Annotated in this window: 13 protein-coding genes and 1 pseudogene; 8 read left to right on the plus strand and 6 right to left on the minus strand. The window is 29.9% G+C overall.

Annotated features, from left to right (window positions below; genetic code table 11):
• Positions 1-24: 24 nt before the first annotated feature.
• Positions 25-1,806: a hypothetical protein gene (locus CLU81_RS02570; RefSeq protein WP_144444458.1), complete on the minus strand. Its 1,782-nt coding sequence runs from the start codon at positions 1,804-1,806 to the stop codon at positions 25-27.
• Between the two features lie 1,214 nt (positions 1,807-3,020).
• Here CLU81_RS02570 and CLU81_RS02575 point away from each other — a divergent pair.
• From CLU81_RS02575 to CLU81_RS02585, 3 genes are all read left to right on the plus strand, one after another.
• Positions 3,021-3,662, plus strand: coding sequence for a M949_RS01915 family surface polysaccharide biosynthesis protein (locus CLU81_RS02575; RefSeq protein WP_369804776.1), 642 nt, complete (start codon positions 3,021-3,023; stop codon positions 3,660-3,662).
• An 812-nt stretch (positions 3,663-4,474) separates the two neighbouring features.
• Positions 4,475-8,215 carry a DUF2339 domain-containing protein gene (locus CLU81_RS02580; RefSeq protein WP_144444459.1) on the plus strand — a complete coding sequence of 1,247 codons (3,741 nt, stop codon included), beginning with the start codon at positions 4,475-4,477 and terminating at the stop codon, positions 8,213-8,215.
• A gap of 483 nt (positions 8,216-8,698) precedes the next feature.
• Entirely contained in the window at positions 8,699-9,211 is a 513-nt protein-coding gene (locus CLU81_RS02585; protein WP_099708397.1) for a hypothetical protein, read from the plus strand.
• Positions 9,212-9,592: 381 nt separating this feature from the next.
• On the opposite strand, the gene CLU81_RS27300 is transcribed toward CLU81_RS02585, so the two are convergent.
• Positions 9,593-9,667 (minus strand): hypothetical protein, encoded by a 75-nt coding sequence (locus CLU81_RS27300; RefSeq protein ID WP_369804813.1) that lies wholly within the window; start codon positions 9,665-9,667, stop codon positions 9,593-9,595.
• A 2,580-nt stretch (positions 9,668-12,247) separates the two neighbouring features.
• Between CLU81_RS27300 and CLU81_RS02600 the strand changes: the two genes are divergently transcribed.
• The 3 genes from CLU81_RS02600 (at position 12,248) to CLU81_RS02610 (ending at position 14,891) form a co-directional block, all read left to right on the plus strand.
• Complete coding sequence (locus tag CLU81_RS02600) at positions 12,248-13,309, plus strand: DUF2157 domain-containing protein (RefSeq protein ID WP_099708399.1); 1,062 nt, start codon at positions 12,248-12,250, stop codon at positions 13,307-13,309.
• 229 nt (positions 13,310-13,538) lie between these two features.
• On the plus strand, positions 13,539-13,727 hold the full coding sequence (locus CLU81_RS26735) for a hypothetical protein (RefSeq protein ID WP_099708400.1): 189 nt from the start codon (positions 13,539-13,541) through the stop codon (positions 13,725-13,727).
• Positions 13,728-14,060: 333 nt separating this feature from the next.
• On the plus strand, positions 14,061-14,891 hold the full coding sequence (locus CLU81_RS02610; RefSeq protein WP_099708401.1) for an IS982 family transposase: 831 nt from the start codon (positions 14,061-14,063) through the stop codon (positions 14,889-14,891).
• A 1,668-nt stretch (positions 14,892-16,559) separates the two neighbouring features.
• Here the strand turns inward: CLU81_RS02610 and CLU81_RS02615 are convergent.
• Positions 16,560-17,360, minus strand: coding sequence for a hypothetical protein (locus CLU81_RS02615; RefSeq protein WP_099708402.1), 801 nt, complete (start codon positions 17,358-17,360; stop codon positions 16,560-16,562).
• 521 nt (positions 17,361-17,881) lie between these two features.
• Here CLU81_RS02615 and CLU81_RS02620 point away from each other — a divergent pair.
• Both CLU81_RS02620 and CLU81_RS02625 read left to right on the plus strand, forming a co-directional pair.
• Entirely contained in the window at positions 17,882-18,412 is a 531-nt protein-coding gene (locus CLU81_RS02620; RefSeq protein ID WP_099708403.1) for an outer membrane beta-barrel protein, read from the plus strand.
• Between the two features lie 152 nt (positions 18,413-18,564).
• Positions 18,565-20,069: pseudogene (locus CLU81_RS02625) on the plus strand (IS1182 family transposase).
• 788 nt (positions 20,070-20,857) lie between these two features.
• Here the strand turns inward: CLU81_RS02625 and CLU81_RS02630 are convergent.
• The 3 genes from CLU81_RS02630 to CLU81_RS02640 form a co-directional block, all read right to left on the minus strand.
• Entirely contained in the window at positions 20,858-22,543 is a 1,686-nt protein-coding gene (locus tag CLU81_RS02630) for an MBOAT family protein (RefSeq protein ID WP_099708404.1), read from the minus strand.
• A gap of 1 nt (position 22,544) precedes the next feature.
• On the minus strand, positions 22,545-23,876 hold the full coding sequence (locus tag CLU81_RS02635; protein ID WP_233209639.1) for a GDSL-type esterase/lipase family protein: 1,332 nt from the start codon (positions 23,874-23,876) through the stop codon (positions 22,545-22,547).
• A gap of 136 nt (positions 23,877-24,012) precedes the next feature.
• Positions 24,013-25,434 (minus strand): SGNH/GDSL hydrolase family protein, encoded by a 1,422-nt coding sequence (locus CLU81_RS02640; RefSeq protein ID WP_099708406.1) that lies wholly within the window; start codon positions 25,432-25,434, stop codon positions 24,013-24,015.
• Between the last annotated feature and the right edge of the window lie 514 nt (positions 25,435-25,948).

The raw sequence follows: 25,948 nt of genomic DNA on the forward strand, positions 1-25,948 counted from the left end.
ACATCTTTATTAAAGTTTTTGCACTTAATAATTGTCATTTTGCATTTTGTTTAAAGTTTCTCGCATTTCACTGGCAGTTTTTCTATCTACATTAGCATCTAAAAAATTTACCGCCAATGTTTGTGTTCGAATTGCTTTCTGCTTTTGTCCATTCTTATAATACAATTGTGCCAGCGTATCTAAATAATAAAGATTATTCTTCTCTATGATTAAACTATATTCAGACCATGTAATAGCATCTTTTATAAAACTCGAATTTGTAGCTTTTAGCACTACTAGCCATGCTGCAGAATTAGCCAGATTAGCATAATTGACAGGATTCTGCTTCTCTTTACCGGTCGACAAATAACTATTGAAATAAGATTTAAATTCTTTTAAAAACGTTAGATCATCAATTGAGCTATCGCTTCCTCTGTTTAAAATTTCAAAATAGTCTCTATAGCACTCAAAATTCATTTTGCCCATAGCCATCATTTTTTTATAAACCGCATATATCCCTACCTCTTTTACTTTTCCTTGCTCACTATATTCTAAAGGAAAACTTCTTTCCCTTAAAACATAAGAAATTTTAGAACTTAAGCTTCCATAAAATAATTGCATTCCTTCTCTTTCCAAAAATTCAGGTTTCATTTTCTCTATAGCATCATAATGTTTCAATAGATAATCAATCGCTAAGAAATCAGTTTTATCAAGTACTCTGTCTTTATTAAAAAATCGTCTGTAAAATCCATCATTATTAATTTCATTCAAAATCGCTACTACTAAATCTTTATTAAGCGTCGTGTCTTTTTGATGCGATTCAATTAATTCTTTCCAAATTCGAACAACTTCTTTTTCCTGCAGAGTAACAACTTTTGTCATCTTAAAATTTGCGAAATTTTCGTTTAATGAAGTTTCATCATTATTCCCATAAGCGGCCTCGTAGATAGTGGCTGCTTTTTTAAAAGCCAAAATTAAAGCAGCATCAGTTGTTTTTTTATTTTTTACCGTTTGATAAAAAAACAGCAATGCATCTATAATTTTCAATTTCCCATAGAGATTACATACATCATAAATCTGATTTATCTTTTGTGTTGTACTATATTTTGCAGTTGCCAAAACATCTCCGTTATTATTGAGAATCATCAAACTTGGAGTGTTTGTAATTTTATTTTTTAGCAACCAACTTTTATCATCGGCTGTAGCCAAATAAAAATTATACAAATCATATGTCGGCATCAAAGCACCATCGGTTAATTCTACCCTCCACATACTGCCGCTATGTTCTTCTTCCTGAATTTTAATAAAAGTATCGAAATCAGTTTTAGCTGCAGGATTTTTGTTATCAGTTACCACTACCAAAAATTTGTATTCTTCGCTTTTGGTTACAGCAATAGCAGCTTTTAAGCTATTTTCGATTTTAAATTTAAAAATAAATTCAGAAGCCGGTTCATCCGGTTCATAATCTTCTTTAATTAACAAATCTTTTCCTGGATATGTCCAATTTGAAAATATTTTATTCTCTATTGCTTTAAATTGTGAAAATTCAGCAGTCGGAACATCTTTTATTAAAAATACTACAGGGTTTTTTTTGAGATTAAAAATTTGTAACTCAGCCTTCTTTTTATCAAAAATTCCCGTAAGATTTGAAAAGCTCAGCAAATCAAGTTCATATTTAATAATTAATTCTGAAACATTTTTTGGCAAAGCATATTTAGAAGTTACGGCTGTGCCATTATAAACTTCGAACACTAAATATAAATAATCGGTACGTTCAATTTCAAAATCAGCATTTATAGCCTTCTCTTTAGAATCTACCATGGTCATAATATCAGAAAATTTTTGATATTGAACTGATTCAGCACCATTTTGTGTTCCTATATAAAATGAATTAATAGAAGGATCTGAAAATTTAATTTTAATTTTTTCAGCAGTTTTGTCTTTCTTAAAACTAACATTGAAATAATCTTCAGCCTTTTTGGTTTGGATAAATGATATAGAATCGCCTTTTATAGTGTACTCACCTGAAAAAAAGAAAAAATTAAATTCATTTTTATAAACAGCAAACTCTATTATTATCTAATAATTTTAATTCAACTCTTTGTCCAACATTAGTATCTGTAGTAATATAAGTCCCGTTATTGATTGTTTTTGTTTGAGAAAAAGAAAGAAACACACTCAAAGGGAGTAATAATAAAGTCAGGATAGATTTACGCATATTAAACAATTATTTTTTTTGCAAAAATAAAGCAACTTTAAACTTAATAAAGAGACATAAAAGCCTTAAAAATACAATCATATAACAATAATATCTTAAGTACATTTTGAGAAGACAATCAAACCTTCGCAAATGTTGTGGAATTGATTTCAATGGACTGTAATTTATTAATTCCCCCGCCAATCGTCCTAGACAAGGTGTTTTCATCATACTAATTATCAGGAATATCTTTTTTTTCAATAAATTTTGCCTCGAGATGTCTGTAACTCTTCTACCAAATGAATCCTTTTGAAAAATTTATTAAAACAGGGTATTGAGCAGTGGCCTGTTGAAATTCAAAATGACTATGACTTACTTAATTGTAATTTCTTCATTTTTCACTTCTATTTATTCTCTATATAGATCATAAAAAAAGCGCTCAAATCATAACTAGTTATGAATTCAAGCGCTCTTACCCAAGTTCCTATCAAATCACCTAATAGACTGCAAATATCGACATTGATTATGTAAACAAAACAGCCGATAAGCCTAATTAATAAGACAAAAAAGCATTTATTTAACTCTTATATTTTTACCAATAAGTCTTGATCTTTTTATAGTATTTACCATTACATCTAAGCAAGGTAGTTCAAAATTGGATACAACTGTCAAATTTCCAACCAAGGCTTATTTCTATTACAACAATTTGGTCTTTCTGCTATTTGTCTCACTTATATCGCTCCATGTTACCTTACATATATTTAAATTATAGCGTATTGCTACATAAAAAGGGCTTATTGAATCCGCTTTAATTGATTATTTAATTCAATTTTGCCAAAAAAATATGAAACTAATGAAAAAAAGAAAGTTTATCGTCTTTTTGCTTTTTTGTTTTTTAAAAGTAGTTGGACAGCAGAAAATAACTGTCATGAAAATTGATGTTACTAAAATTCCAAAAGAAATCAAATACAAAGGAAAAATTAAAAACGCAATAACCTGGAATGACAAATTAGGCGAGAACTTTTTATTGACTTGTGAAACAGGAGTCTTCGAAACTAAAAATCCACAAGCCGAAGATAGCGGCGATTCTGAAATTTATGCCTATCATTTCATTCGTTATAAAAACAGTATTAAACAGAATTGGAAAATATATGATTACGTAAAAGATTGCCCTGTTGACATTATAGCAAGTTTCGTAAAAAATACTTTGAATATAACAGACTTAAATAATGACGGAATTGGCGAAATTTGGGTAATGTATAAAACAGGTTGCCACGGTGATATAAGTCCTTTGCCAATGAAAATTATAATGTATCAGGGAAAGCAAAAACTCGCAATGCGAGGCACAACCCGTGTTAAAATTTCGGATACGGACTATGAGGGTGGGAATTACACTTTTGATAAAACATTTAATGAAGCTCCAAAATATTATAGAGATTACGCTAAAAAAATGTGGAATAATAACATGTATGAGCGCTGGGAATAAACACAACTATTACTACATGCTTTATAACATTTACTTGAAAATTACTTCATTTTACGAATTACATCAATAACAATATTTAATTTCAATCCGAAATGCGTAAGCAAATAAGCAATTTACCCAAAAAAAGTGCCCGAAAAAACTATAAGTATAATAATGATAATGACATTGAAGACCTTGCGATTCATTTATGTATTAGAATAAATGTCCTCTTACTGTATTTATTGTCTCTTTTTTGGACCAAACCCAGCATTGCATCGTTTTTAATAATAGGTACAATCTATTTCATTGCAGGATGGGTATTTTTTTTAGTAATAGAAAGTATAGTTTTACATTTCAAAAAAAGAACGTTGTTGCGAAATGCAAATCTTCTACTGTTTATTGTGGTAGTATTTTTTCTAATATATGATTTTAAGCATTCGAGCTTTATTAGGTAATAAAAGTTTTTCGTTAAGAGTTAATTTAAAATAATAGGTCATAAAAATACAAAGGTAAATTTTATGCCATTTTCACATCTCATGTAATGTTTCATACACTATATAGATAAAGAAATTAGATTTAAAAAACGCTATCATTTTTTATTAAAAATTGTTTTTTTACTATTATTATTGTAATGATCCGAATCTAATATCGATACTACTTGCAAATTAATTTTATACCCAGTTAATATGTCCTTGTCATCAATATCAAGATTGCCAAATCCTGGATTTGAATTAAGTTGCGCCGTTTCAAATTCTAAAAAGACTTATTATTTTTTTGACACTTTTTCTTAAATATTACACCAACGCTATATAACACATAAAAAAAATTAAATTATGGAGAATCTTATTCTATTTGTAATACTTGCATGCATATTTTATTTATATTACAGCTTTTACAAATTTAAAGAGGAACACACATACTTGCATTCTCTTGATACGGACAACAAAGATGATTATAATTCTTTAAAAAAAGAGATAGATGAAATTAGAAAACAAATCACAGAATCAGGTTTTGTTTCTGAAAATTTAGTTTCAAAAATTGATGAAATTGAAATAATCTCAAAGCAAACAAAAGAAAACTCAGCTCTCACATCTTATGATATCGTGAATATCAAAGATGATATTGAAATAGTATCAACCCAAACAAAAGACAACTCTGATCTCACACCTTATGATATCGTCAATATCAAAGATGATATTGAAATAGTATCACCCCAAACAAAAGACAACTCTGCTCTCACGCCATATAAATTTAGGCTGGAATCCCTAACCACTCCTACATTTGAAGAACAACAAATTCTTGAAGAAGAAAAAACTTCAAAAAAAATAGAACATCTGGATATAAAACCAAATTATAGATTAGAAGCAGAACCTAAACCTGAACTTCAGGTTCGGGAAAAAAAAGAATATGTAGAAAGTACTTTTTCTATTTTAATAAAAAAACTAGAACATCAGTTTGCCGAGAATTGGACTGGAATCTTAGGAACAGCAATAATGGTTTTAGGAGTTGGCTATCTGAGCATTTATACTGCTTTAAAAGTTTTACCAATATTCCGTATTCTGATTCTTTGGTTCTATGCCGGAATTTTATCTGGTTCCTATTTTTTCTTAAAAACAAAAGAAAAATGGTTTAAGACCGGACTTTGGCTTCGTAATGCAGGGGCAGCTTTGTTTTTATTTGGTTGTTTTGGTGCTTCACAAATTCCCGCCCTCACTTTTATACATAATATTCCGCTTGCTTATTCGCTCATCGGAATTGGAATTGCAATCAATTTATACGTTGGTTATATTATAAAGCAGCAAACTTTTTTATCCCTGCATGTAATACTGAGTTTCTTGATTTTATGTGTAATTCCTGAAAAACTATTAATAACATTTCTATTAGCGTCATTAACTGCAACAGCAGGAATAATTTTATCTTATAAAGAAAAATGGGAATATCATTTATTGATTGTTATCTCAGCTTTTATAATATTTGACATTTGGTTTACACAAGGAACAAGTATTTTAAGTCCATCTCAGAATATTTTTGCTATACTTGGTATTATTTTGGTTTCAATAAGTTGTATGTATATGCAATATCGCAGTATTTACACCAATACTCGTTTCGACCGAATTGCTTTTATAACGCACCTTGTTAACTGGGTTTTATTTGCATTAGGATTAATTTTACATTCTACAGGAAGCAAAATCAAAATTTTCGTTCTATTTACGGCGGCAATCCTTTGTCTTTCTGCAACTCTTTTCGCCAGAAAGAAAAAGATTACCTGGCTGTATCATTTAGACGGAATGGTTTCATTTTTACTCTTTGCATTAAGCATTATCATGCTCAATGACTGGAGTGTAGGTTCAGATATTATTGTTTGCGTATTATACTTGTTAATTATCACTTGCATGTTTATAATGTATAAAAGCAAAGAAGTTTTATTGTACAATATATTTTTAGATCTCAACCATATTTTCTGTATTTTGGCTTTAGTTTTTTTTATATACGCTGATATGCCTTTTAATTACATCACTATTACAAACTATTTTGTAACGGTAATTATGATGACATTCATAACATTACTGGTTCCTGTTTTTTGCTCCATGAAAAAAGAATACCTGGGAATTGATTCTTTCTTCTTCAAAAAAGATTTGAGTTTAAACGGGATTTTCTCTGTTCTCTTTTCAATATTACTTTTAATAAACTGGTATCATACGATCGAGATTTCGTTTTATTTCCCTCTTTTTTTCATATCACTATTGTGGTGTTTTTTACAATTAAAATTCAAAACCAAAAGCTTTGATTTTGGAAGGTTCACTTTTTTAATGATAACCATTGTTACGGGAATAGTATTAATTCTCACAGACCCAAAATCTGATTTAGATATTTTTTTCACTTTAGGAATTATTGCTTTAATAGAATTTAACTGGTTTGTAAAATCATTACAGAATGACAAATCTATTACTAAAACTACAAGTATCATTGGCATTAATGCATTACTAATTTCGCTTTCTTATAAATATTTAGCGTCTTATGATATTATCCAGATTTTTGGCTGGTTTGCTATTGCCTTACTAAATCACGAGTTTTTATGGATTCAGTTTAAACGAAAAACACTAACGACTGACAATCAAATTCTACTGTACGGTTTTTGTCTTGCGTTCTCGATATTTGGAAGTGGCTTATTTGCATACAACACCCAATTTTTGAATAGCACCGAAATTGGTTTAACCGCCATTGGACTTTCAATAATCGAAATTTATATTTTATTTGCAGATAAAATCAGAAACAAATCTAACGCGGTCATTTCAGGCTGGGGAAATTTCAATGTATTAAATTCTGAATTCATTCTTTTTAATGCCCTTGTATTTGTATTTTCATGTATTCAGCTCGATTATATTCCTGTTTACTTAGGAGGTCTGGCGATAGCTACTTTTTGGATTTTTCAGAAAATCGATAGACTTAGACGTTATAACATTTACTCTTTTGTGCTTTTAATTGGAGGGATATTTCTAAGTCTTTATTTAGCTGCATTCGAAGCAAATACGGTAAGCAAAAATGTACTCTATGCTATACAGGCAATAACTATTTTATTATCTGTTGGTTATAGTTACCTGCAAATGAAAAGTCAGAAAGAAGAAGGCAAAATGTTTATTGCATTTTTACCTGTTATTCAAAACCTATGGGTAATTGCTTTATTGTTTCTTCAGGTAGAGATTGCTTATTTAGCACCAATATTTATGCTTCTAGCAATCCTGAATTTTAGCCTGATTTTATATGAAAAAATAGAATTAATGCCGGAATCGGTACTACTTATTGGGCTTTTGTCTATTGTAACCTCTATTTTTTACAGCACCAAAGAACTAAATGATTTTACCTGGTTAGCTTGGGTTTTACAACTCTCCAGCATTGCTTTATTGATTGTTTTAGTTTTGCTCATGAACAAAAAAGAGTTTATAAAATCATTAAAAATAGATTATCAAATAGTCATCAATATTTGGCTTTCTATCATTATGCTCACACAATTAGAACACAAGTGGCTTCCTGTGTTTTGGGCAACAACGGCTATAATAAACTTATGCCTTTATTATAAAAAAATAGGGAATAAAAAAGAAATCAGTATCGTGTATTATTTATTGGCAAATTTCCATTTAGCTTTCATTAGTTTCACGTATTACGAATCTAAATTTGAATTTGAATTTGTTTATCTGATTATATTTGGTCTTTTGGCACTATACATCTTTATCATTTATAAGTATATTGAAGACTTCAGGTTCAGAAACAGTATCATTATTTATCCGGCCACATTTAGCATCGGATTATTTTTGTATCTCTCATTCGATAAAGGAATCTTAACATTCTTCTGGATTTTAGAATCTTTAGGATTATTAATACTTGGTATTATTCTTAAAGAAAAATATTTCCGTTACGTTTCACTTTCTTTAGTAGGTGTCTGCGTAATTCGACTCATGTTTTTCGATTTATCAAATGCGGATTTCTTAATAAGAGCCTTGGTTTTATTGGGCGTTGGAGTCGTGCTTTTGATCATGAATACTTTATTCAAAAAATACAAAGATCGATTCAATTAATACAAATCAAATTTATTTTATAGATAACCGTAAATTCGAATTAATGAATTTGCGGTTATTTTGTAAAAAATAATTTCTTTAGCATACCCTATATGCCAGAACACGGTATGATAGTATATTGAGCCATTGTCTGTAATAAAATTTGTTTTTTTTCTTAAATATTTATTGCCCTTTCTTATCTGAATGCATAGATAAAAAGAAAAACCATATCTATATCTTTTTATGTTTTTTTGCCCCCTTTTTTATATAATAACTAGCCTAATTTTGCGTTTATATTTAATTTAAATTTTAGCCTCTACTTCTAGAATCGTTAGTAGTGAGTGTTTTTTTTATAAACAGAAGACAATAATAAAAACAAAACAACTTCAGATAAATACAAAAACATCAATTATGTGAGTTTACTTTCTCATGACGTTAAAATTGTAATTTATTTTTAACAATAAGTAATTAAAATATTACAAATTCATTTAAGAAAAACATTCTATGCCAAACAAATTTCCCTTAATACTTAGCTTTTTAATTTTAATCAGCTGTAATGAAAAACAAAAAAGCAGTAACTTTTATCCAAACGATAAAAAAGTTATAAAAGCAGTAGCAAATCAAAATACTAAGGAATTAGATAAAAAAACATTAAAGCTGGAGAAAAAAGAATTAGTTAATTGTATGAATGTAGTTATGGAAATTCTCACAACTTCTCCTACTTACTTAAAAACAACAAACGGTCTTACTGAAGCAGTTATTAAAAATGGAGGAACATCATTTGGTATTTTAATTGAAGGAAGTCCCAATCCGAAAGCAAATAACGCTATGGAATATTCAGAAACTTATGATTTTAATATTCATGAATCATATGAAGACAGAGAGCCAGTTGTTGCACGATTCAGTTTTGATCCTATTAAAAAGCAGTTATATCTATATAATGCTGCTGAAGATACATTAGTACCAATTGCTTTTGATAAAAAATTACTTTTAAAACTTAACAAAGTTTGTCAATAAGATAATTAATTTTTAGAAATACTTATTATTATTATTATTATTATTATTATTATTACAAAATGATCCTCTATATTCTATTTACAATTAAATTGAAGTTTTTTCATTGACAGACGTTCAAATGATATTGAATAAAAAAACATAAAACGACTGTATAAATCATCTATAATCCTATTTTTTATTTGGTTTATTGGAATATCTTTCACATAACTTATGACGGTTTAATAGATAATGGAAAAAGTGCCGATATTGCAGTTATTCTTGATAACTGATTATTCCGGTGAAAGTGTACACCTCATTCCGGTTTAAACTGGACAGTGTATTCCTTAGAAAATGAAGAGTTATTTTATTGATGTTTTCTTGATTTAAAATTAGGTAATTTTTTTACTGCTTTTCATTTTTTTTCATCGATTCTCCTTTGAGTTCAAAATGTATTGCTAAGTGTATAATTCGATCCAAAATGGCATCGGCTATTGTCTTTTCTTCTAGTTCATACCAGTTTTTTTATGGGTAATTGTGAACAAAAAATAGTAGCTTTTTTTGGTTTCATCAACAAGACTCAGGTCAAATCTACGTAAATAGCTTCATTTTTTGTAAGCCCTGACAAAGTCTTCTTAATCTTGGAGTCCTTCCAACATACTCAAAACCGTACGATTATGTTGTGTTACTTAATTCCAGGAAAACTATTGCCTTATTTAATTTATGTAATTTAAATATATTGCAATACATTTTAGGCTTATTAAATCCATAAAACAAAACAATAGTTCTTTTATTTGTAAGGTAAATAATTTGAAACTTATTTAGCTTGTAGAAAAATTTGGTATGAGGCACTAATCATTAACATTATGATTTTAAGTGCCTCATTATTTTTTTAATAAAAACCGTATTAAATTTAAATTTTAAAAATTATGTAAAGACTTAAATTAATGAAAATTAAGTTTTATCTCTGTTATTCAATAATTCTTGTAATATCAGCCACTGGTCATCTGTGATCTTGTAGATAAATCACTTTCTTCTGCCATAATACCTGCAAAAATAATATTGGAATTTGTTCTTCAAATTCGAAGTCAGGTACACTAGCTCCCTATCGAATTATATTATTTTCTTTTATAACAGTAAAGAATGTAGTGTAATCCACTCTTGTACAATAGCCTATGTTGGTTTAATATAAAGAATAAAAAAATTCAATGTCAGTTCCACTTTTTTATCTTTATATCTTTTATATTATCTAAATAATATCCCTAAAACCTTGAATGTTCAGCAATTACTACCGCATCTATATGAAGTAATATTTCATCTGTTCCTGCTACTAAATTTTAATCAATAATATAGTAGTCACTTGCAGGTGAATTTTTAATAATTTCAAGTTCAGGATTGCTATCTAAATTTATGAACCAACGACAATAGAAGTTTTTCCACAAGGTGTTTTTTACTAATTTTGTATCCTGTTGAGATCCAATATTCATGTACAAACACCCATTAACGCCGTAGTTCTACATATATAATCAAGAATGTTATCACCTGTAAAATCAATTGTTTCAACACTATCAATTACTCTAAGTTTATTCTTTAACTGGGATTGAAGTCTAAAATTCATTTCCAATAAAGGGTGCCTCTACTTTAATTCTCCATATAACCGCGGATTTTATTACTTGTGAAATCAATTATTTCAGCATTATGAATATATTCTTTGCGAATATCTTCTGTAACAATTTCTTTAAGTTTACCAGTAATGGGTATTTTTTCGATTTTATAAAAAAAAGGCTGATATTTTTTAATGGATCTTCATTTTTTGATTCTATATTTGCTATGTTTCGTTCCAACTTATCCGAATTTAAAAATTTGACCTTTGGTTTCAAAATATCTTTACATGAAGTTAAAATCCGGTTAAAGGAATTAATAAAGAAAGATTTTGTTTCATTTAAAGGTTTGTAAAAAATGTTTCCAATAATTTGTCCAACTTCCTAAATACAGAAAATCTTGGAACAAGAGAAATAGTATCTTCCAATTTCTCCTTGGGTTAGTTTAAAAAAAAACTCAAAATTCAGTTAAGACAAAATAAAAGATATCTAATACCTAAAGAGTTTAATTGAGTCATATAAAACAGGTGATAAATTGATACTAAACATTTCTATCCAAAAATTAGTTAGTATAGTCTGCTTTTTTTTACTAAACAGTACAAAGTCTTATTATAATAGTGACTGTTTACAATATTACTTTGATAATTTCGATTCCATTTTTATACCTTGATTTTACTGAATCACTTTGTGTGCTTTCAAGTTTTATATCAAACAAACCCAAAGTTCAATTTATTTTCCATGTCTATAATATTTATCTTTTTTCTAAAAACATATTTTAACAAAAAATGACCTATTGATCCATTTTTTGGTCTTTTCAAAACGCTTTAATGATTTTAAGTGTTTTATTTTTGTAAAAAAAAATATATTATGATAGAAACCAAACTTCAATCAGGATTATACACATCAATATATGAACAAGAAAAAACAGCTCAACCAACAAAACTAAAACCGACTTTAAAATATTTACTTCTAATTTTCATTGCCGTAATAGTCATATTCATTGTAGGATGTATTTGTTTTTCAATACATCTAATGCATTATTAACCCAGTCATTTAGTGAATATTTTAACAGAAGCAATCCAAGATAAAAATCAAGAAATAAGTCTCTTTCCTGAAAAGAGAACTTTAGTAGGACGAATTTTGATTTTAAAGCAAAAGATGGAGCGAATAGAAATACAAAAATTCAATATATTGCGGATAGTGAGCAGTAAGAAAAAAAAGATATTACTAGAAAATTTAAAACTTAGGGCATGAAGTTAGATTTTGCCAACACAAGAAAAGTTAAACTGAAGAAATTTAATTCTAACAAGACAACACGGATACTTAAGGCGGGGAATTTAAGTAATTGATTTGATTTAGAAAACAACTTGTATTTGAAATGTTTAAGCAAATCCGAAGACAAAAGTTCCTCCAACGAATTGTAGCAAAGGGATCACTACCAACTATTATATAAAAAAAGATGAAGTACAGCAAAAAGCAAGGATATTTTCTTAACGACACAATAAATGAGTGGAAAGCAAACGGAACAATAACAAAGGAAATAGCAGATACTTTAAAAAATAGTTATTCAGTTCGACCGTTTGACTATAAAAAATTAGCAAAATATTCTTTTTGGGTTGCAATTATTTGTGGCATTATAGCATTTGAAGCAATTATAGCTAACGAATTTTTAATTGATTTAATTAAAAGTTTTTTTTCATTATCATATATAGGCTTGTGCTCGATATTTGCAACTTTAGCAGCAACCATATATTATGTTGGACTTAAAAGACGACAAAAAAGCCCTGAAAAAAAATTCAGTAATGAGGCTATAATTTTTGCAGGTGTATTATTTACTGCCTTTTCAATTGCCTATTTAGGTATGGCATTAGATACAGGTAGTGGACATTTCTCACTTCTATTTTTATTATCCACTGTTATATATGCCGCTTTGGGACTTTGGTTTCCGTCAAAACTTGTTTGGTTGTTTTCGCTCATAACACTTGGTAGTTGGTATGGTTTAGAGACAGGTTATATGTCTGGCCAGGGAGCATATTTTCTTGGAATGAATTACCCTTTACGCTTTATTTTGTTTGGGGCCATTTTGATAAGTGCAAGTTTTGCTCTAAAAAGCAATTCAAAGTTATCTGACTTTCACAAGCCGACCTATATCATGGGACTACTTTATCTTTTCATTGCACTATGGATTTTGTCAATTTTTGGTAATTATAGTGATATGAACAGTTGGTATGGCGTAAAACAATATGAACTTTTTCACTGGGGACTGCTTTTTGGTTTAGCAGCAGTTGGAGCAATTTATTACGGGCTTAAACATGATGATTATACATCAAGAAGTTTTGGTATCACATTTTTATTTATCAATCTCTATACAAAGTATTTTGAATATTTTTGGAACAAAAATAACAAAGCAATATTTTTTTTAATTCTTGCAATATCATTTTGGTTTATTGGACAGAGAGCAGAAAAAATATGGAATTTAGAGTTTCTTCAAAAGGACAGGGACTTTGACAGGGAAGAATAATGAGTACAGTGGTTTGGTAAAAATAGCAATTCAGTGTTTCGGAGAAACAAGACCATGAAATCAGCAAAATAAACTGTAATCATTCGCTCAAGAATGCCCATATTTATCTCATTACCTTCCCTCCCAAAACCCTACTGCTTAAAGATTTTATTAGGATATATTTAAATTAATTTCATTAGCAATATTTAATTGGTTTTTTATTTTATATAAAAAGCATATCCAATCCGAAATGAATAAAGAAATAAACAATTTAGCAGATATAAATTCAAAAAAAAAAAAAAAAAAACATAACAAACAAAGCATAGCGATCCATTTGGGTGTCAGAATTAATGTAATTTTACTAATACCGGAAGCAGATCTTTTTGTAAAGGAAGACAATAATTACCATGACTGTGATCAAAGCAAAACCTTTTTTTAACCTTAATGCGTGATTATGTTATTATGACATGGTTACTGTTATACTTAGTAATAGAAACCATAGTCTTTCATTTCAAAAAAGAAGATTGTTGCAAAATGTAAATATTGTATTAGTACTCCTTATTATTTTGGCAATATGCCTTCTAATATAGACTACCTTAATGTAAAACGATATATGAGAACTTTGTTCGAAATAGCTAGTTTGAAGAAATACAAGGGTCGATTGATCCTGGTTTAAACTTGTTCTAATTAATTCAAGTTGCTAGTTTAGAGGTAATAAAAAAACAAAGCACAGGTTCAGTAAATTTGTTTTGCGAACCAATAAACCTTACCCATGCTTTGTAAAGACAAAATTATATCAATTTTTTGTTTAATAGACGATATTTTACAAGGAATTAATCATCCTGAAGATGTAAGAAGACATGTAAGTGATAGCGAAATTATCCTGACTGCAATTGTTTCTTCGACAAGTTTTTATGGTAATCACTGCTCAGCCATTAAGTTTATGAAAGAATATGGATTTATTCCAAAGATGCTTGATAAGAGCAGGTTCAACAGACGTTTACATAAAGTTGGCAGACTTCTATATGAATTATTTGAGATCATAAGTTCCTATTTTAAAGATTTCTGTTGTGAGATGCAATACATTATAGATTCATTTCCCGTAGCAGTTTGTAAAAACATGAGGATTACAAACTCTAAGATTCTTAAAGGCAAAAAGTACAGAGGTTATACAGCAAGTATGAGAAACTATTTTTATGGGGTAAAAGTTCAGTTATTGACAACTAAAAATGGAATACCTATAGCGTTTCATTTCACTCCAGGTAAAACAGCTGACATAAAAGCTTTAGGAAAAATGATAGATAAGCTGCCTGCTGAAGCATCGATTTATGGAGATAGTGCTTATACTGATTACGGTTTAGAAGATTTTGCCCTAATGGAAAAATGTGTTTTATTAAAAATTCAAAGAAAGTCAAATGCTAAACGAACAGATACAATAGAGCAAAAAAAAGAAAAGTTAAAAATGAGAAAAAGAGTAGAAACAACAATAAGCGACATAAAAAAAATGTTTCCAAGAACTATACATGCAGTAACATTAGAAGGTTTTTTGATAAAACTGACATTGTTTGTATTTGGACTCCAGTTAAATAAAGCAATCAACTAGCAACTTGAATTAATTATTAAAAAGGTAAAGACTTTTTAAATTGGGATTAAAAGTTCCTTGTAAGTTTCAAAAAAAAAAAAGGTATTTTTTCTTATTAGCCTTGAGATATTGATAAAGGAATCTAGTATCTACGTTAGTTTCGAATTAAAAAACATATCCTAAAATCCCTTTCTTCTCGATATTTTCCCAGTCACAAACCTTAGGGTTAAATTCTGGCACTTCAAGATCTGTAATTAATTTGGTTTTATTTGTTTGACGTTTTACTCTTTTGTATCAATGTTATCAATTATTCTCTTTTCACGATAAAGAATTCGAACAACTGTTTTGTTGGTATCAATGTCTTTTTCTTTTTTATATATGAACCCGGTGATTCATGATTCATCTTCTAGGCCTGAAAACGAATTAAAGAAGCTTAATATACATCTTTCCCTAAGAATGGGGAACATCCATAAGCAAATAAATTTAATTCAACGTCTGACGTTTCTTTTAAATTCTGTTTTACAATTCTATTTGTTTCCTATATATTTATAGCATTCTCACGAACAACCTGATTTAATTTTTTATCTTAAACATTCATTTATAAATCTTGCCTTACAATTTCTTTTGCCCATTGTTTTAGAACATGAAACCAAAAAACAAAAACAAAAAAAACAAACATAAATCCTAATAATAATCTTTTCACTATACTATTTTTTTATTGTTATTTTATTCACAAAGATAAATTTCATTTTTATCCCTTAAAAAATATACATAATATCGAAGGAGTACCTTTATCCCTTACTCGGCAAGCATCCACCATGAAATATCTTTTATTTTTTATTTTATCATAACTTAATACTAAAGTATCTTTTTGTTTTTTATATGCTGTCATCAAGGCATGAAAATCAACTTAAAGCAGCGTTATATGCATCTTTTCTTAAGATGGGCGTAAATTACAAACCCATAAATCTGCATTTTCGTTTGGAATTTCACTTGGATTTTCTTTTAAATTTTGCCTTACAATTTCTATTTGTTCCTTATATTAACAAGCACTATCATGAACAACTAGATTTATTTTTTTAAGTAAAATACTTGTATTTAAATCTTCTCTTAGCATTTTTTTCGGTCCTTGTTTTTACATGAAACCAAAAAAACATTACCACAGCCCAAATAACAATCCTATCATTGCTTTTAATATATTATTTTTTTATACCAATAGATTGAAAAAAGCGCTCAAATCATAATTACATATGATTTCAAACGCTTTATCCAAGTCCTTATTAAATTACCTAATAGACTACAAATATCCACATTGATTACTTAAATAAAACAAATGATAAGCCTAATAAACATGGCAATAAAGTATTTCATTTAAATCGTAAATATTTCATCTATAAGTCTTCCTTATTTTTTTATGTAAACAGTAATAAAATTATAAAATCATCTATCTAGTTATTTTTTTTATGTTTTCCACCCGTAAGGAAAAAGTTCATGGATTTAGCATCTTTAAATCTTGTAGTAAATTGCTAAAACTTTGCATAAGGAACATGTTCATTCAGAATATGCTTTTATGAGGAATCTCACCTTGATTTTAAAAAGTTAAAAAGGTGTATATCATCACCAAAACTAAAGATAGAACTCCCGGAGTTTTAAGCCCTATAGTGTAGAGGACAATATTTTTTGCTGAATTTATTGAATGAACTGAAATTTTTGAAAAAAAATTCCAAAAACCGTTAATCTCATTGTAATACCCAATGTAAAACCTTTAATTACCGGAAAGTCGTTTTTATTATAAGGATAAGAATAGCCAAGTCCCAAATCCATTACACCACTACCCCTTCCAACTAAAGCGTATGCATGACGATCAGAAGTTCCGGCTTTAAAAAAAAGTAAGTCATCATTAGATAAATAAGACAAATGTAAATCCGGCAAACCATAGCAAGTATCCGAATAACTAGTTATGCCAAAACCCACTCCTAAAAGTAATTTATTGTAATTATCTTTATCTAAACAAAATTCAAATCCGCCAATAAATTGATTTTTAGTTACATTTTTATAATCCACGTATGGAATAATTATTGGTACGTTTAATATTGCTAAGTTATCTCTTCTATTGCCATTGTGTTCCTCCAAGTGTTCGATGACATTGTTTTGATCATACCATTTTGCTATTCCGACAAGTTGTTTTTCGTCTTTGCTTATCGAATAACCTTCAAATTGAAGTTTGTTGTTTTTTAAGTAATAATCATTAAGAACATAAAGTGAATCAATATAGTCTATTTTATATCCAATGGCTTTTTTAGTTTTTATTCTTATGGGCTTTATTCTGTAATAAATAGCAGAATCTTTGATCGTATTTTTCCAATTATGATCATAAAAGATTGTATCCTTTTGAGCTACTATTCTTGATGAAATCAAAAGAAAAATTCCAAGAAAGTAATAAGTAACTTGTCTTTTGGACAAAAAGTAAAAAGTCGTAAATAATGACATGTTTTGCTGAATTAGTTTGATTGCAATATTTCGCAAAAATACTTAATAACTATCTTTTGTCAGGTTGCAATAAGCTTAAAAAAAAATACATTAAGACAAAAGACCCTCCAAATCAAATTATTCTCACCAACAAATCAGATCCCGGGAGTGATAAAAACTTTTAAAGCACATGGCAAAATTTAAAATCAATTACACAGCAATTTTTCAGTTTGACGAATGTTTTTTTACGATAAAAATATAGATGAATATTAAAAAAAGCGTATACAATACCAATTCTATCTTTACACCAATGCTAAAATTTATTCAATTTGATTTAAAACAGCTCTCCCTGTATACCTCATGTGATAAAAAATTCTTAATCATCCTAAAAAAATGAGGTCAGCAATAGCAATAATTAACTTACAAAATCAATTAATTCTTTCCGAAATTAAATATGTCTTATTACTCTATAAATATAACTTAAACACTCATTTTAATAAATTAAAAATCATTCATTTTACCGAAATTTAAAATTCATAAAAATGAAAAAATTACTATTATGTGTTGCTTTAGCTGTTTCAGTAATGGCTACTGCACAAAAGGGCTCTGTCCTTGTAGGGGGAAATATCGGATTTTCTTCTGAAAAAATTGGAGATGCAAAAGCAGAGTCTTTTGAATTTTCGCCAAAATTTGGCTATCAATTTTCAGACAATTGGACAGCGGGAGTTGACGCTAGTATTAATAACATACACAACACCGAGACTAGCAATTCAGATCATCTAAAAATCGGGGCATTTGTACGTTATAGCACGCCACTTACCGAAACTTTCGCCATTTTTACTGATATTGGAGCGGGCTACCAACAAAACTCAATAAATGATGCAAAGGGAATGTATGCAAACATTACACCATCTTTGTTCATTAATATGAAAAGAGGTTTTGGATTAAACTTTTCAATTGGGGGAATCAACTATGACAATATAGATGGTCACAATGATCTAAAACAAAAACGTTTCGGATTCAATTTTGGAAAAACACTCAATATTGGTATCAATAAAAACTTTAGTTTATAAAATCATTTTTTTAATTATTAGAAAGAAGCTGTCTCAAAACTGATTCAGCTTCTTTTTTTTAGTTTGTATTTTTATAAGCAATTTTCTAAATTTAATTAGTGATAAACAGCTGATTATATATGTGATTCAAACATTATAACCAACAACAAACGGTGCTTTTGCCTTATTCGTTTGATGATTTAATTCCACCGAAACATCCGGTTCGAATAGTTGAGCAAGTTATGGAATCCCTTAATATCCAGCCTCTTTTAAAAGCCTGTAGCAGAGAAGGTAATCCTGGATATCATCCAAAGATGCTGCTCAAAGTGATGTTGTATGCTTATATGACTAATATTTATTGTTCGAGAAAGATAGAACTTGCACTTCGTGAGAATATCTATTTTATGTGGCTTACTTCTATCACTATTGTTGATCACAATATAATTAACCGCTTTAGAAGTGACAAACTCAAAGAGAGTTTTAAAGAAATCTTCAAGCAGGTAGTTTTGATGTTAGCATCAGAAGGGCTCGTGAATCTAAAACAAATTTATGCCGACACAACAAAGATAGAGACCCAGGCTGGCAGATACACTTTTGTCTGGGCAACAGCATAAAAACCATTAAAACAAAGATACTCACTCAGCTCGAAGAATTATGGAACTATGCCCAAAGTATTGATAATAAAAATGACCCCAACCCCGAACCAACAGAGTTCAAAGAAATCAGTAAAGAGGTAATCCAGAAAACCGTTGCTAAAATAGATACCAAACTCTCTGGCAATGAAAAGGCGAGTTCTAAAGCAAAAGCTAAATTACGCTATATAAAAAATAATTTTACTGCTAATCTTGAAAAGTATGAAAAACAAGAAGTTATTCTGGGAGAAAGAAACAGTTACAGTAAAACCGACACCCAGGCTACTTTTATGCGCATGAAAGAAGATCATATGCTAAACGGGCAGCTCAAGCCAGCTTATAATACCCGGATATCTACACAAAATCAGATCATTGTTCATTATACCATCCACCAAAATCCGACTGATACCAAAACACTCAAACCTCATTTAGAAAATCTGGAACAAACCTTCGGCAAGAAAATATTTAAAAAGATAAAAGAGATAACTACTGACGCAGGTTATGGAAGTGAAGAAAACTATGATTATCTGGAGCAAAAGAAGCTCAAAGCTTTTGTGAAATATAATACTTTTGAAAAAGAACAAGATCAAAACTACCAAAAGAAATACAAGACTTTTAGCAAGGAAAATCTCCATTACAACGAGGAAGAAGACTATTATGTATGCCCAATGGGACAAAAAATGCATAAAACACATCAAAACCAGAAAACAACAACTGCAGGATACACCCAAACCTTATCGCATTATCAGGCAAAAAACTGTGAAGGCTGTTCACTTAGGGGTCAATGTTTTAAAGCTCAGGGAAACAGAAGTATAGAGCGAAACCACAACCTTGAAAGGCATAAACAAAGGACAAGGGAATTACTGCTAAGTGAAATAGGAATACAAAGAAGAAAGCAACGCTCTGCCGATGTAGAGCCTGTATTTGCCCAACTCAAACATAATAACGGATTTAGACGATTTTCTTTAAAAGGACTTCAAAAAGTTGAATTAGAGTTCGGATTAATGGCTTTAGGTCACAACTTAAGAAAGAAAATTGCGGCATAAGGGCAATTTTTCCTCCACTCAAAATTAACGCAATAAATATCAAAACATCATCCAATAAAAAACCGCCTAAATTAGACTGCTTCTTTTTTTATAATAAACTTTAATCCAACCAATCAACTATTAGAAAGCATCATATCATACCCTATAATTACGACCTTAAATATTTTAAAAAAAAAAACATAAAAAATACATTCGAAAATTTTCTCAAAATTGACTAATGTTTTATTGTTTAAAATACAAAAGCCTCATTTTTTTCACCTTTAAAGATGTAAAAAAAATGTTTTTAATACGTTCATTTTCTAAATCATGATAATTCCAGTTTTTTCGGAAAAACAATATTAAAAAAAACAAATACAGCTGGAGAATGTTACAATTAATAGTGTTAATTCTTTCGATTTTATTTTGGAACATCTTAATAATTTATTGCAAAAAATAAAAATCCAGATTTTATATCAAGATGCTTCTTTATTGTAAGACTAAAATGGAGAATTTATTATTGATAATTTCAGTCATTCAACTATAGAGATCCAACGAGTTATTTCATTGCCTGATGTTTGACAAATACAAAAGAATACTCTGTGATCTAAAAAGCAAAAGAGAAAGAAAATTTTCAAATTCACGTTTCTGTTCACCTGGATTTCATGATAAAGATGATTCCGAAAAATATTATACAAAAATGGACCAATAGTTTCTAATGATTTTGAACAAAAAAATCAAAATAATACTTGTTGTGACTACTTGGGGCTATATTATTTAATAATATAGCCTGTATTGCTTTGTACCCTTTTTTAAAACTGAAAATAAATAAAGGGTTGTGAACCTGCAACGGCTGTTGCGTAAACAATCCAATAGACGAAGCCCAGAATTACGGCTTTTAGCAGTAAAGGTGTATTATCGAAAACAAATTTCATTTTGGATGTAAATACTTCTGGTAAAAAGTGCCAAACATATCCGAAAAGCATTAATCCAAACACATTTTTATATCCTAAAACTATTACTTTCCATTGTTCCGGCTCAAATGTTAACTGACCAATATTGTTGATTACTTGTATGGCTGTCTCGAAATCTCTGGCACGGAAAAAGATCCAGCAGAAAACCACGAAATGAAACGTTATTAGGATTGAAAAGAATCTCCATAAAAAACCGGAACTTTTACCTTCTTTTTTGGAAGGAAAAAATTCTAAGAAAATTTTATGAACCGCCAATGCCAAACCGTGCAATGCTCCCCAAATAATAAACTGTGCTCCTGCTCCATGCCACAAACCTCCTAAAAGCATTGTGGTAAATAAATTAAAATTGGTTACCAGCGTTTGATTTTTTTTCTTCGAAAGTAAAAATGTCAAACAAAAAACCACAAGCGCTCCAATTGCTATTCCTAACGGAATAAAGCTCACATTTACATTTGAAATTCCCCAAAGCAATAATCCAAAGAAGAATAAACTTGGGAATAAAAACCCTGCAAATGTTCCTTCTCTGTTTCCTCCTATAGAAATATACAAGAAATCTTTTAACCAGGTTGACAATGAAATATGCCATCTTCTCCAAAAATCCGTTATCGAAGTTGATTTATACGGTGTTCTAAAGTTGGCTGGTAATTTGAATCCTAATAACAAAGCGATTCCAATTGCCATATCTGAATATCCCGAGAAGTCACAATAAATCTGAATGGCATATCCGTAAGATGCCATTAAGTTTTCGAATGACGTATAATTCATTGGCGTATCAAAAACACGGTCAACAAAGTTTATGGAGATATAATTTGAAATTACTGTTTTCTTGATTAATCCGCCAATAATCAAAAACAAGGCGTTGTTTACATCTTGCTTTGTCAGATTTAATTTTTGGTAAATCTGAGGAAGAAAATCTTTTGCCCTAACAATTGGCCCAGCTACTAATTGTGGGAAAAACGAAACGAAAAATAAATATTCGATGTAGTTTTTTGTCGGTTTAATTTCTTCACGGTAAATCTCAATAATATAACTCATCGACTGAAAAGTATAAAACGAAATTCCCACAGGAAGAAAAACATCATGAAGCTGGAAATTACCATGAAACATATCATTGAACGTTACAATCATAAAGTTCATGTACTTGAAATATCCAAGCAGTCCTAAATTCAGGATGACACTTATTACCAGATAAATTTTCTTAGTACTTTCTTTTGTTGCTTTAAAAATAATCTGGCTCAGGCTATAATCGACAACAGATGAAAGCAACAATAATAGAAAGTAAATTCCGCTTGACTTATAATAAAAGAAAAGCGAGAAGAGTATAACATACGTTAATCTCAAATAAAATGTCTTGCGTAAAAAAGCATACACAAAATAAAAAACCAAAAACAGTCCTAAGAATAAACCTGTATTAAAGAGTAATTTTTCTTCGGGATTGTATATAAACCAGCTTTTAGCCTGCTCTAAGGTAATTGCACCAAAATTTTGAACAAACCAATTATTTATGCTATCAATTGTAGTCAACTTACTTCTTTAATTTAAAATTATTGTATGCGCTTAAAAATGCCTGTGTAAACAAATCACCTTGTTTTTCATATCCTTTTTTAGAATAATGAACCCAATCCGGCCCAATTAATCCTTGAATTTTCAATTGATTGATTCCATTGATTCCACCAAATTCATCATATAAATCCCAAACAGCAACATTGTCGCTTTCGGCAATTTGAATTATGCCTCTCGCATAATCGTATACGTAAGTATTAGTCCTTCCTCCTTTTAGCAGAGAAGGCGCCGGCGTACTAATAATTATCGGAACGTTTATATTTTGCTCTTTTACTTTTTTTATAAATTGGCGCAATTGCTCAATATATGCCGGAGCTTCCATGTGATCGTAGCTTTCGTTTGTTCCTAAAGAAAGAACCAACATATCGGGATGTAATGCTTTTAACTGCTCGAAAAACAAAGGATATTTATTGTAATCCGAAAACTTAGATCCATTTACTCCAATACTGCTGTAAATTAAACCCGGTGAATCTTTCTCGAGAACAATTCCGTTTAGTTCGTATTTTGAAGCGTTTTTATTTGGAATCAGAAAAATTTTATCTAATGCTTTATCTGAATGATAATAGTGACTAAATGAATCAAATCTAAGATTTAAGGGAACAAATTCTGAACTGGTAATATTCTTAGGTTTTATTTCGTTAGTCAAAATTTTCAACGTTCGCCCTACAGGAATATTACTTGACTTTAGACCATTTTCTCTTTTGATCTGGGCAACTGAAACCTTGTACCTGTCGGCAATAGTCGATATCACTTCTCCCTTTTTGATTTTATGTGTGATTACTTTTCGCTCTTTCGTTTGAATTATTTTTGTTTGAGATGATGTTGCCAAATCAAACATATTCTGATTTCGAGGCGTAATAATGCAAATTGTATTAAACTTATAAGCCGTATCTTTGACATTCAATTCAACTGTAAAACCGTCATTATCTCTCCAGAGTGCAATTCCGCTTAGGCCAACGGGGAACTTTTTAATAGGATGAATATCGCTATAACTTTCCCATGTTGTGTTCGAATGAAAACGCTCGTTGTAAGAACCATTTGTTTTGGCCAACTGATATGGAAAAACTAATCCTCGTCCGGCATTTCCAAATTTTCGCTGCAAATTCTTTCTGATTTGATTGGTCATTAAATCACCCTGAATATGAGAATCTCCAATATGGACAATATTTATCTTTTGATTGTTATGCTTTTCATTTTCTACTAGTTTCTTAAAAAAAACCTCCAATGCTTTCGCATTATAAACATCCTGATCAGCAATAGGCTCAATCACTGCTGAATAGCCTTTTTGAATCATATTTTTTGCTATTGGATGTGAATCTGTCGATCTAGATTTATCGTTTGCAAAGAAAAAAAGGCAACAAAAAAAAATTAGAAATCTAGTCATTTAGGTTATATTTTATTACATAAAAACGCAGTCTTTATTTGTCAATCTACCAGCTAATTATGGCACCACGTTTTTCACGCAATTTCTTGTACTCTTCATAACCGTTATTTAATTGATCATACAATAATTTAGCAACTACTTTTGCACCTCGTTGGTTAAAGTGCGTATAATCTTTATTGGCTCTCGCAGGAGATTCATCAACCCATTTTACCATTGATCCGTCACCACCCATTAAAGTGTATAAATTTACAAATCCGGATTCGGTTTCCAATGCATATCTTTTTTGAGCTTTCATTAAAGGAACTACCGCAGAATCTGTTTTCATTTTAAAACTATACTTTGTCGATTTATCGGCAGTTGAAATAATCAAAATAGAAACACCCGGAAAAGACTCTTTGATTTTATTCACCGTTTTTTTCATTCCTTTTTCGTACCAGGAATAATTTTTAGTTCCGTAATTCAGTACGTTGGTGCCATAATGCAAAATGACTAGGTCGTATTTCAAATTAGTATTGAATCCTTGCATTACACCAGTGTCAAAAGCCGAAATTGGCAATCCTGAATTTCCTCTTTGCGAGAAATTGTCTACGTGAACTCCTTTTCCGTTATCGAAATTAAATCCGTAAATCGGAATTGAATCGGCATGAAAGAAATTTGCCTTGAAAGCTTTGATACTTCCCGATGTTACTTTTAAGGTATTGACCAAATTATTCGGAATCAGGTTTTTTCTTAAAGTATCTTTTCCAATCACAAAATTCACATTTCCCCTCCTAGACGATCTTCCGTAAAACAAGGTTGGATTATCTAAAGAGGTTGAATTTTTATTAGGTCCTGCTTCATATTGAACCCAGGTTGCGTTTGTTTTATCATTTGCAAAAAACACATGTCCGTTTACTCCAAAAGGACTTGATGGACTTCTCACATTCAAATACGATTGCATTTTCCAGTTCTTAGAATACAATGATTTTACAGAACCTCTCGAAGCAGCAGATTCTGAGGTTATGGATACAAAACCAACTCCGTTTCCACCAAAGCGTTCCTGATAATTGGCACGAACATCCTGCACAATCAAATCTCCGTCGGTCATAGAATCTCCATAATAAGCGATTCTAACATTGCTTTGTGGTTTTTTTTCCAGCTGATATAATTTCTCATAAAAAGGAATCAAATATTGATACCCTTTGTAATTGTCAAAAGTCTCAGATGGAAATGTGATCCCTTCATTGGCATCATAAACTATCTTGCCCCATTCTAATTTTCGCGAGCTCTTCTCGATGCTATCATTTTTAAATGGCAACGAATCTTTTGCTACCGACTCTAAAAGTGTACTGTCTATTAGTACATTTTTGGAATCGATTTTACTCTCCGAAAATATTTTATCAGGTAAGATTTGCTTAAACCCAATGAAAGCTACAAACGCCAAAGCTACAATTGCAAAAGACTGAAAAAAATAAGATTTTGTGTTCACCTATTAATTATAATTTAAAAAAAGAGTTTATTAAAATTTTAATGATAACATTTCAACTTTGCCATCGGGTACTTTACACAAAAAAGTTCTACTAGATGCCAATTTCTAAACTCTTAGAGAACTAAACAAAACAAAAAAAAACGCTGCTTACATTAACTTCCATTTGATCCACACCAATACACACTATTTATCAACCCTCACCAACTCTTCCTTTGATGTCACTTAGATAATTTTGTCCATTAAGTTGAACATCCATTACCTCTCTGTCCTAATCAGAAATTTAGTTATCTTTAAAAGGCATTACAATTTTCCTTTTTTATCAATCCCATTTTCCGTGTATCATTGCAGATGAGTATCCCATCGAGAATGCAAAATAATATCATAAATTATTAGAACGCTTACCTTACCTTCAAATCAAGAGAACCAACTTTTCTATTAAGCATTATTCTGTCCAATATCAACCTCCAGCAGGCAAAACACTAGCCATATTTCAGCTTTAATACAATACTACCTT

It is taken from the genome of Flavobacterium sp. 9 (assembly GCF_002754195.1).
GTDB lineage: Bacteria > Bacteroidota > Bacteroidia > Flavobacteriales > Flavobacteriaceae > Flavobacterium.

Coding starts and splice junctions, on each gene's coding strand:
- CLU81_RS02570 (WP_144444458.1), bottom strand. CDS start 1,806: ATGACCATGGTAGATTCTAAAGAGAAGGCTATAAATGCTGATTTTGAA.
- CLU81_RS02575 (WP_369804776.1), top strand. CDS start 3,021: ATGAAACTAATGAAAAAAAGAAAGTTTATCGTCTTTTTGCTTTTTTGT.
- CLU81_RS02580 (WP_144444459.1), top strand. CDS start 4,475: ATGGAGAATCTTATTCTATTTGTAATACTTGCATGCATATTTTATTTA.
- CLU81_RS02585 (WP_099708397.1), top strand. CDS start 8,699: ATGCCAAACAAATTTCCCTTAATACTTAGCTTTTTAATTTTAATCAGC.
- CLU81_RS02600 (WP_099708399.1), top strand. CDS start 12,248: ATGAAGTACAGCAAAAAGCAAGGATATTTTCTTAACGACACAATAAAT.
- CLU81_RS26735 (WP_099708400.1), top strand. CDS start 13,539: ATGAATAAAGAAATAAACAATTTAGCAGATATAAATTCAAAAAAAAAA.
- CLU81_RS02610 (WP_099708401.1), top strand. CDS start 14,061: ATGCTTTGTAAAGACAAAATTATATCAATTTTTTGTTTAATAGACGAT.
- CLU81_RS02615 (WP_099708402.1), bottom strand. CDS start 17,360: ATGTCATTATTTACGACTTTTTACTTTTTGTCCAAAAGACAAGTTACT.
- CLU81_RS02620 (WP_099708403.1), top strand. CDS start 17,882: ATGAAAAAATTACTATTATGTGTTGCTTTAGCTGTTTCAGTAATGGCT.
- CLU81_RS02635 (WP_233209639.1), bottom strand. CDS start 23,876: ATGATTCAAAAAGGCTATTCAGCAGTGATTGAGCCTATTGCTGATCAG.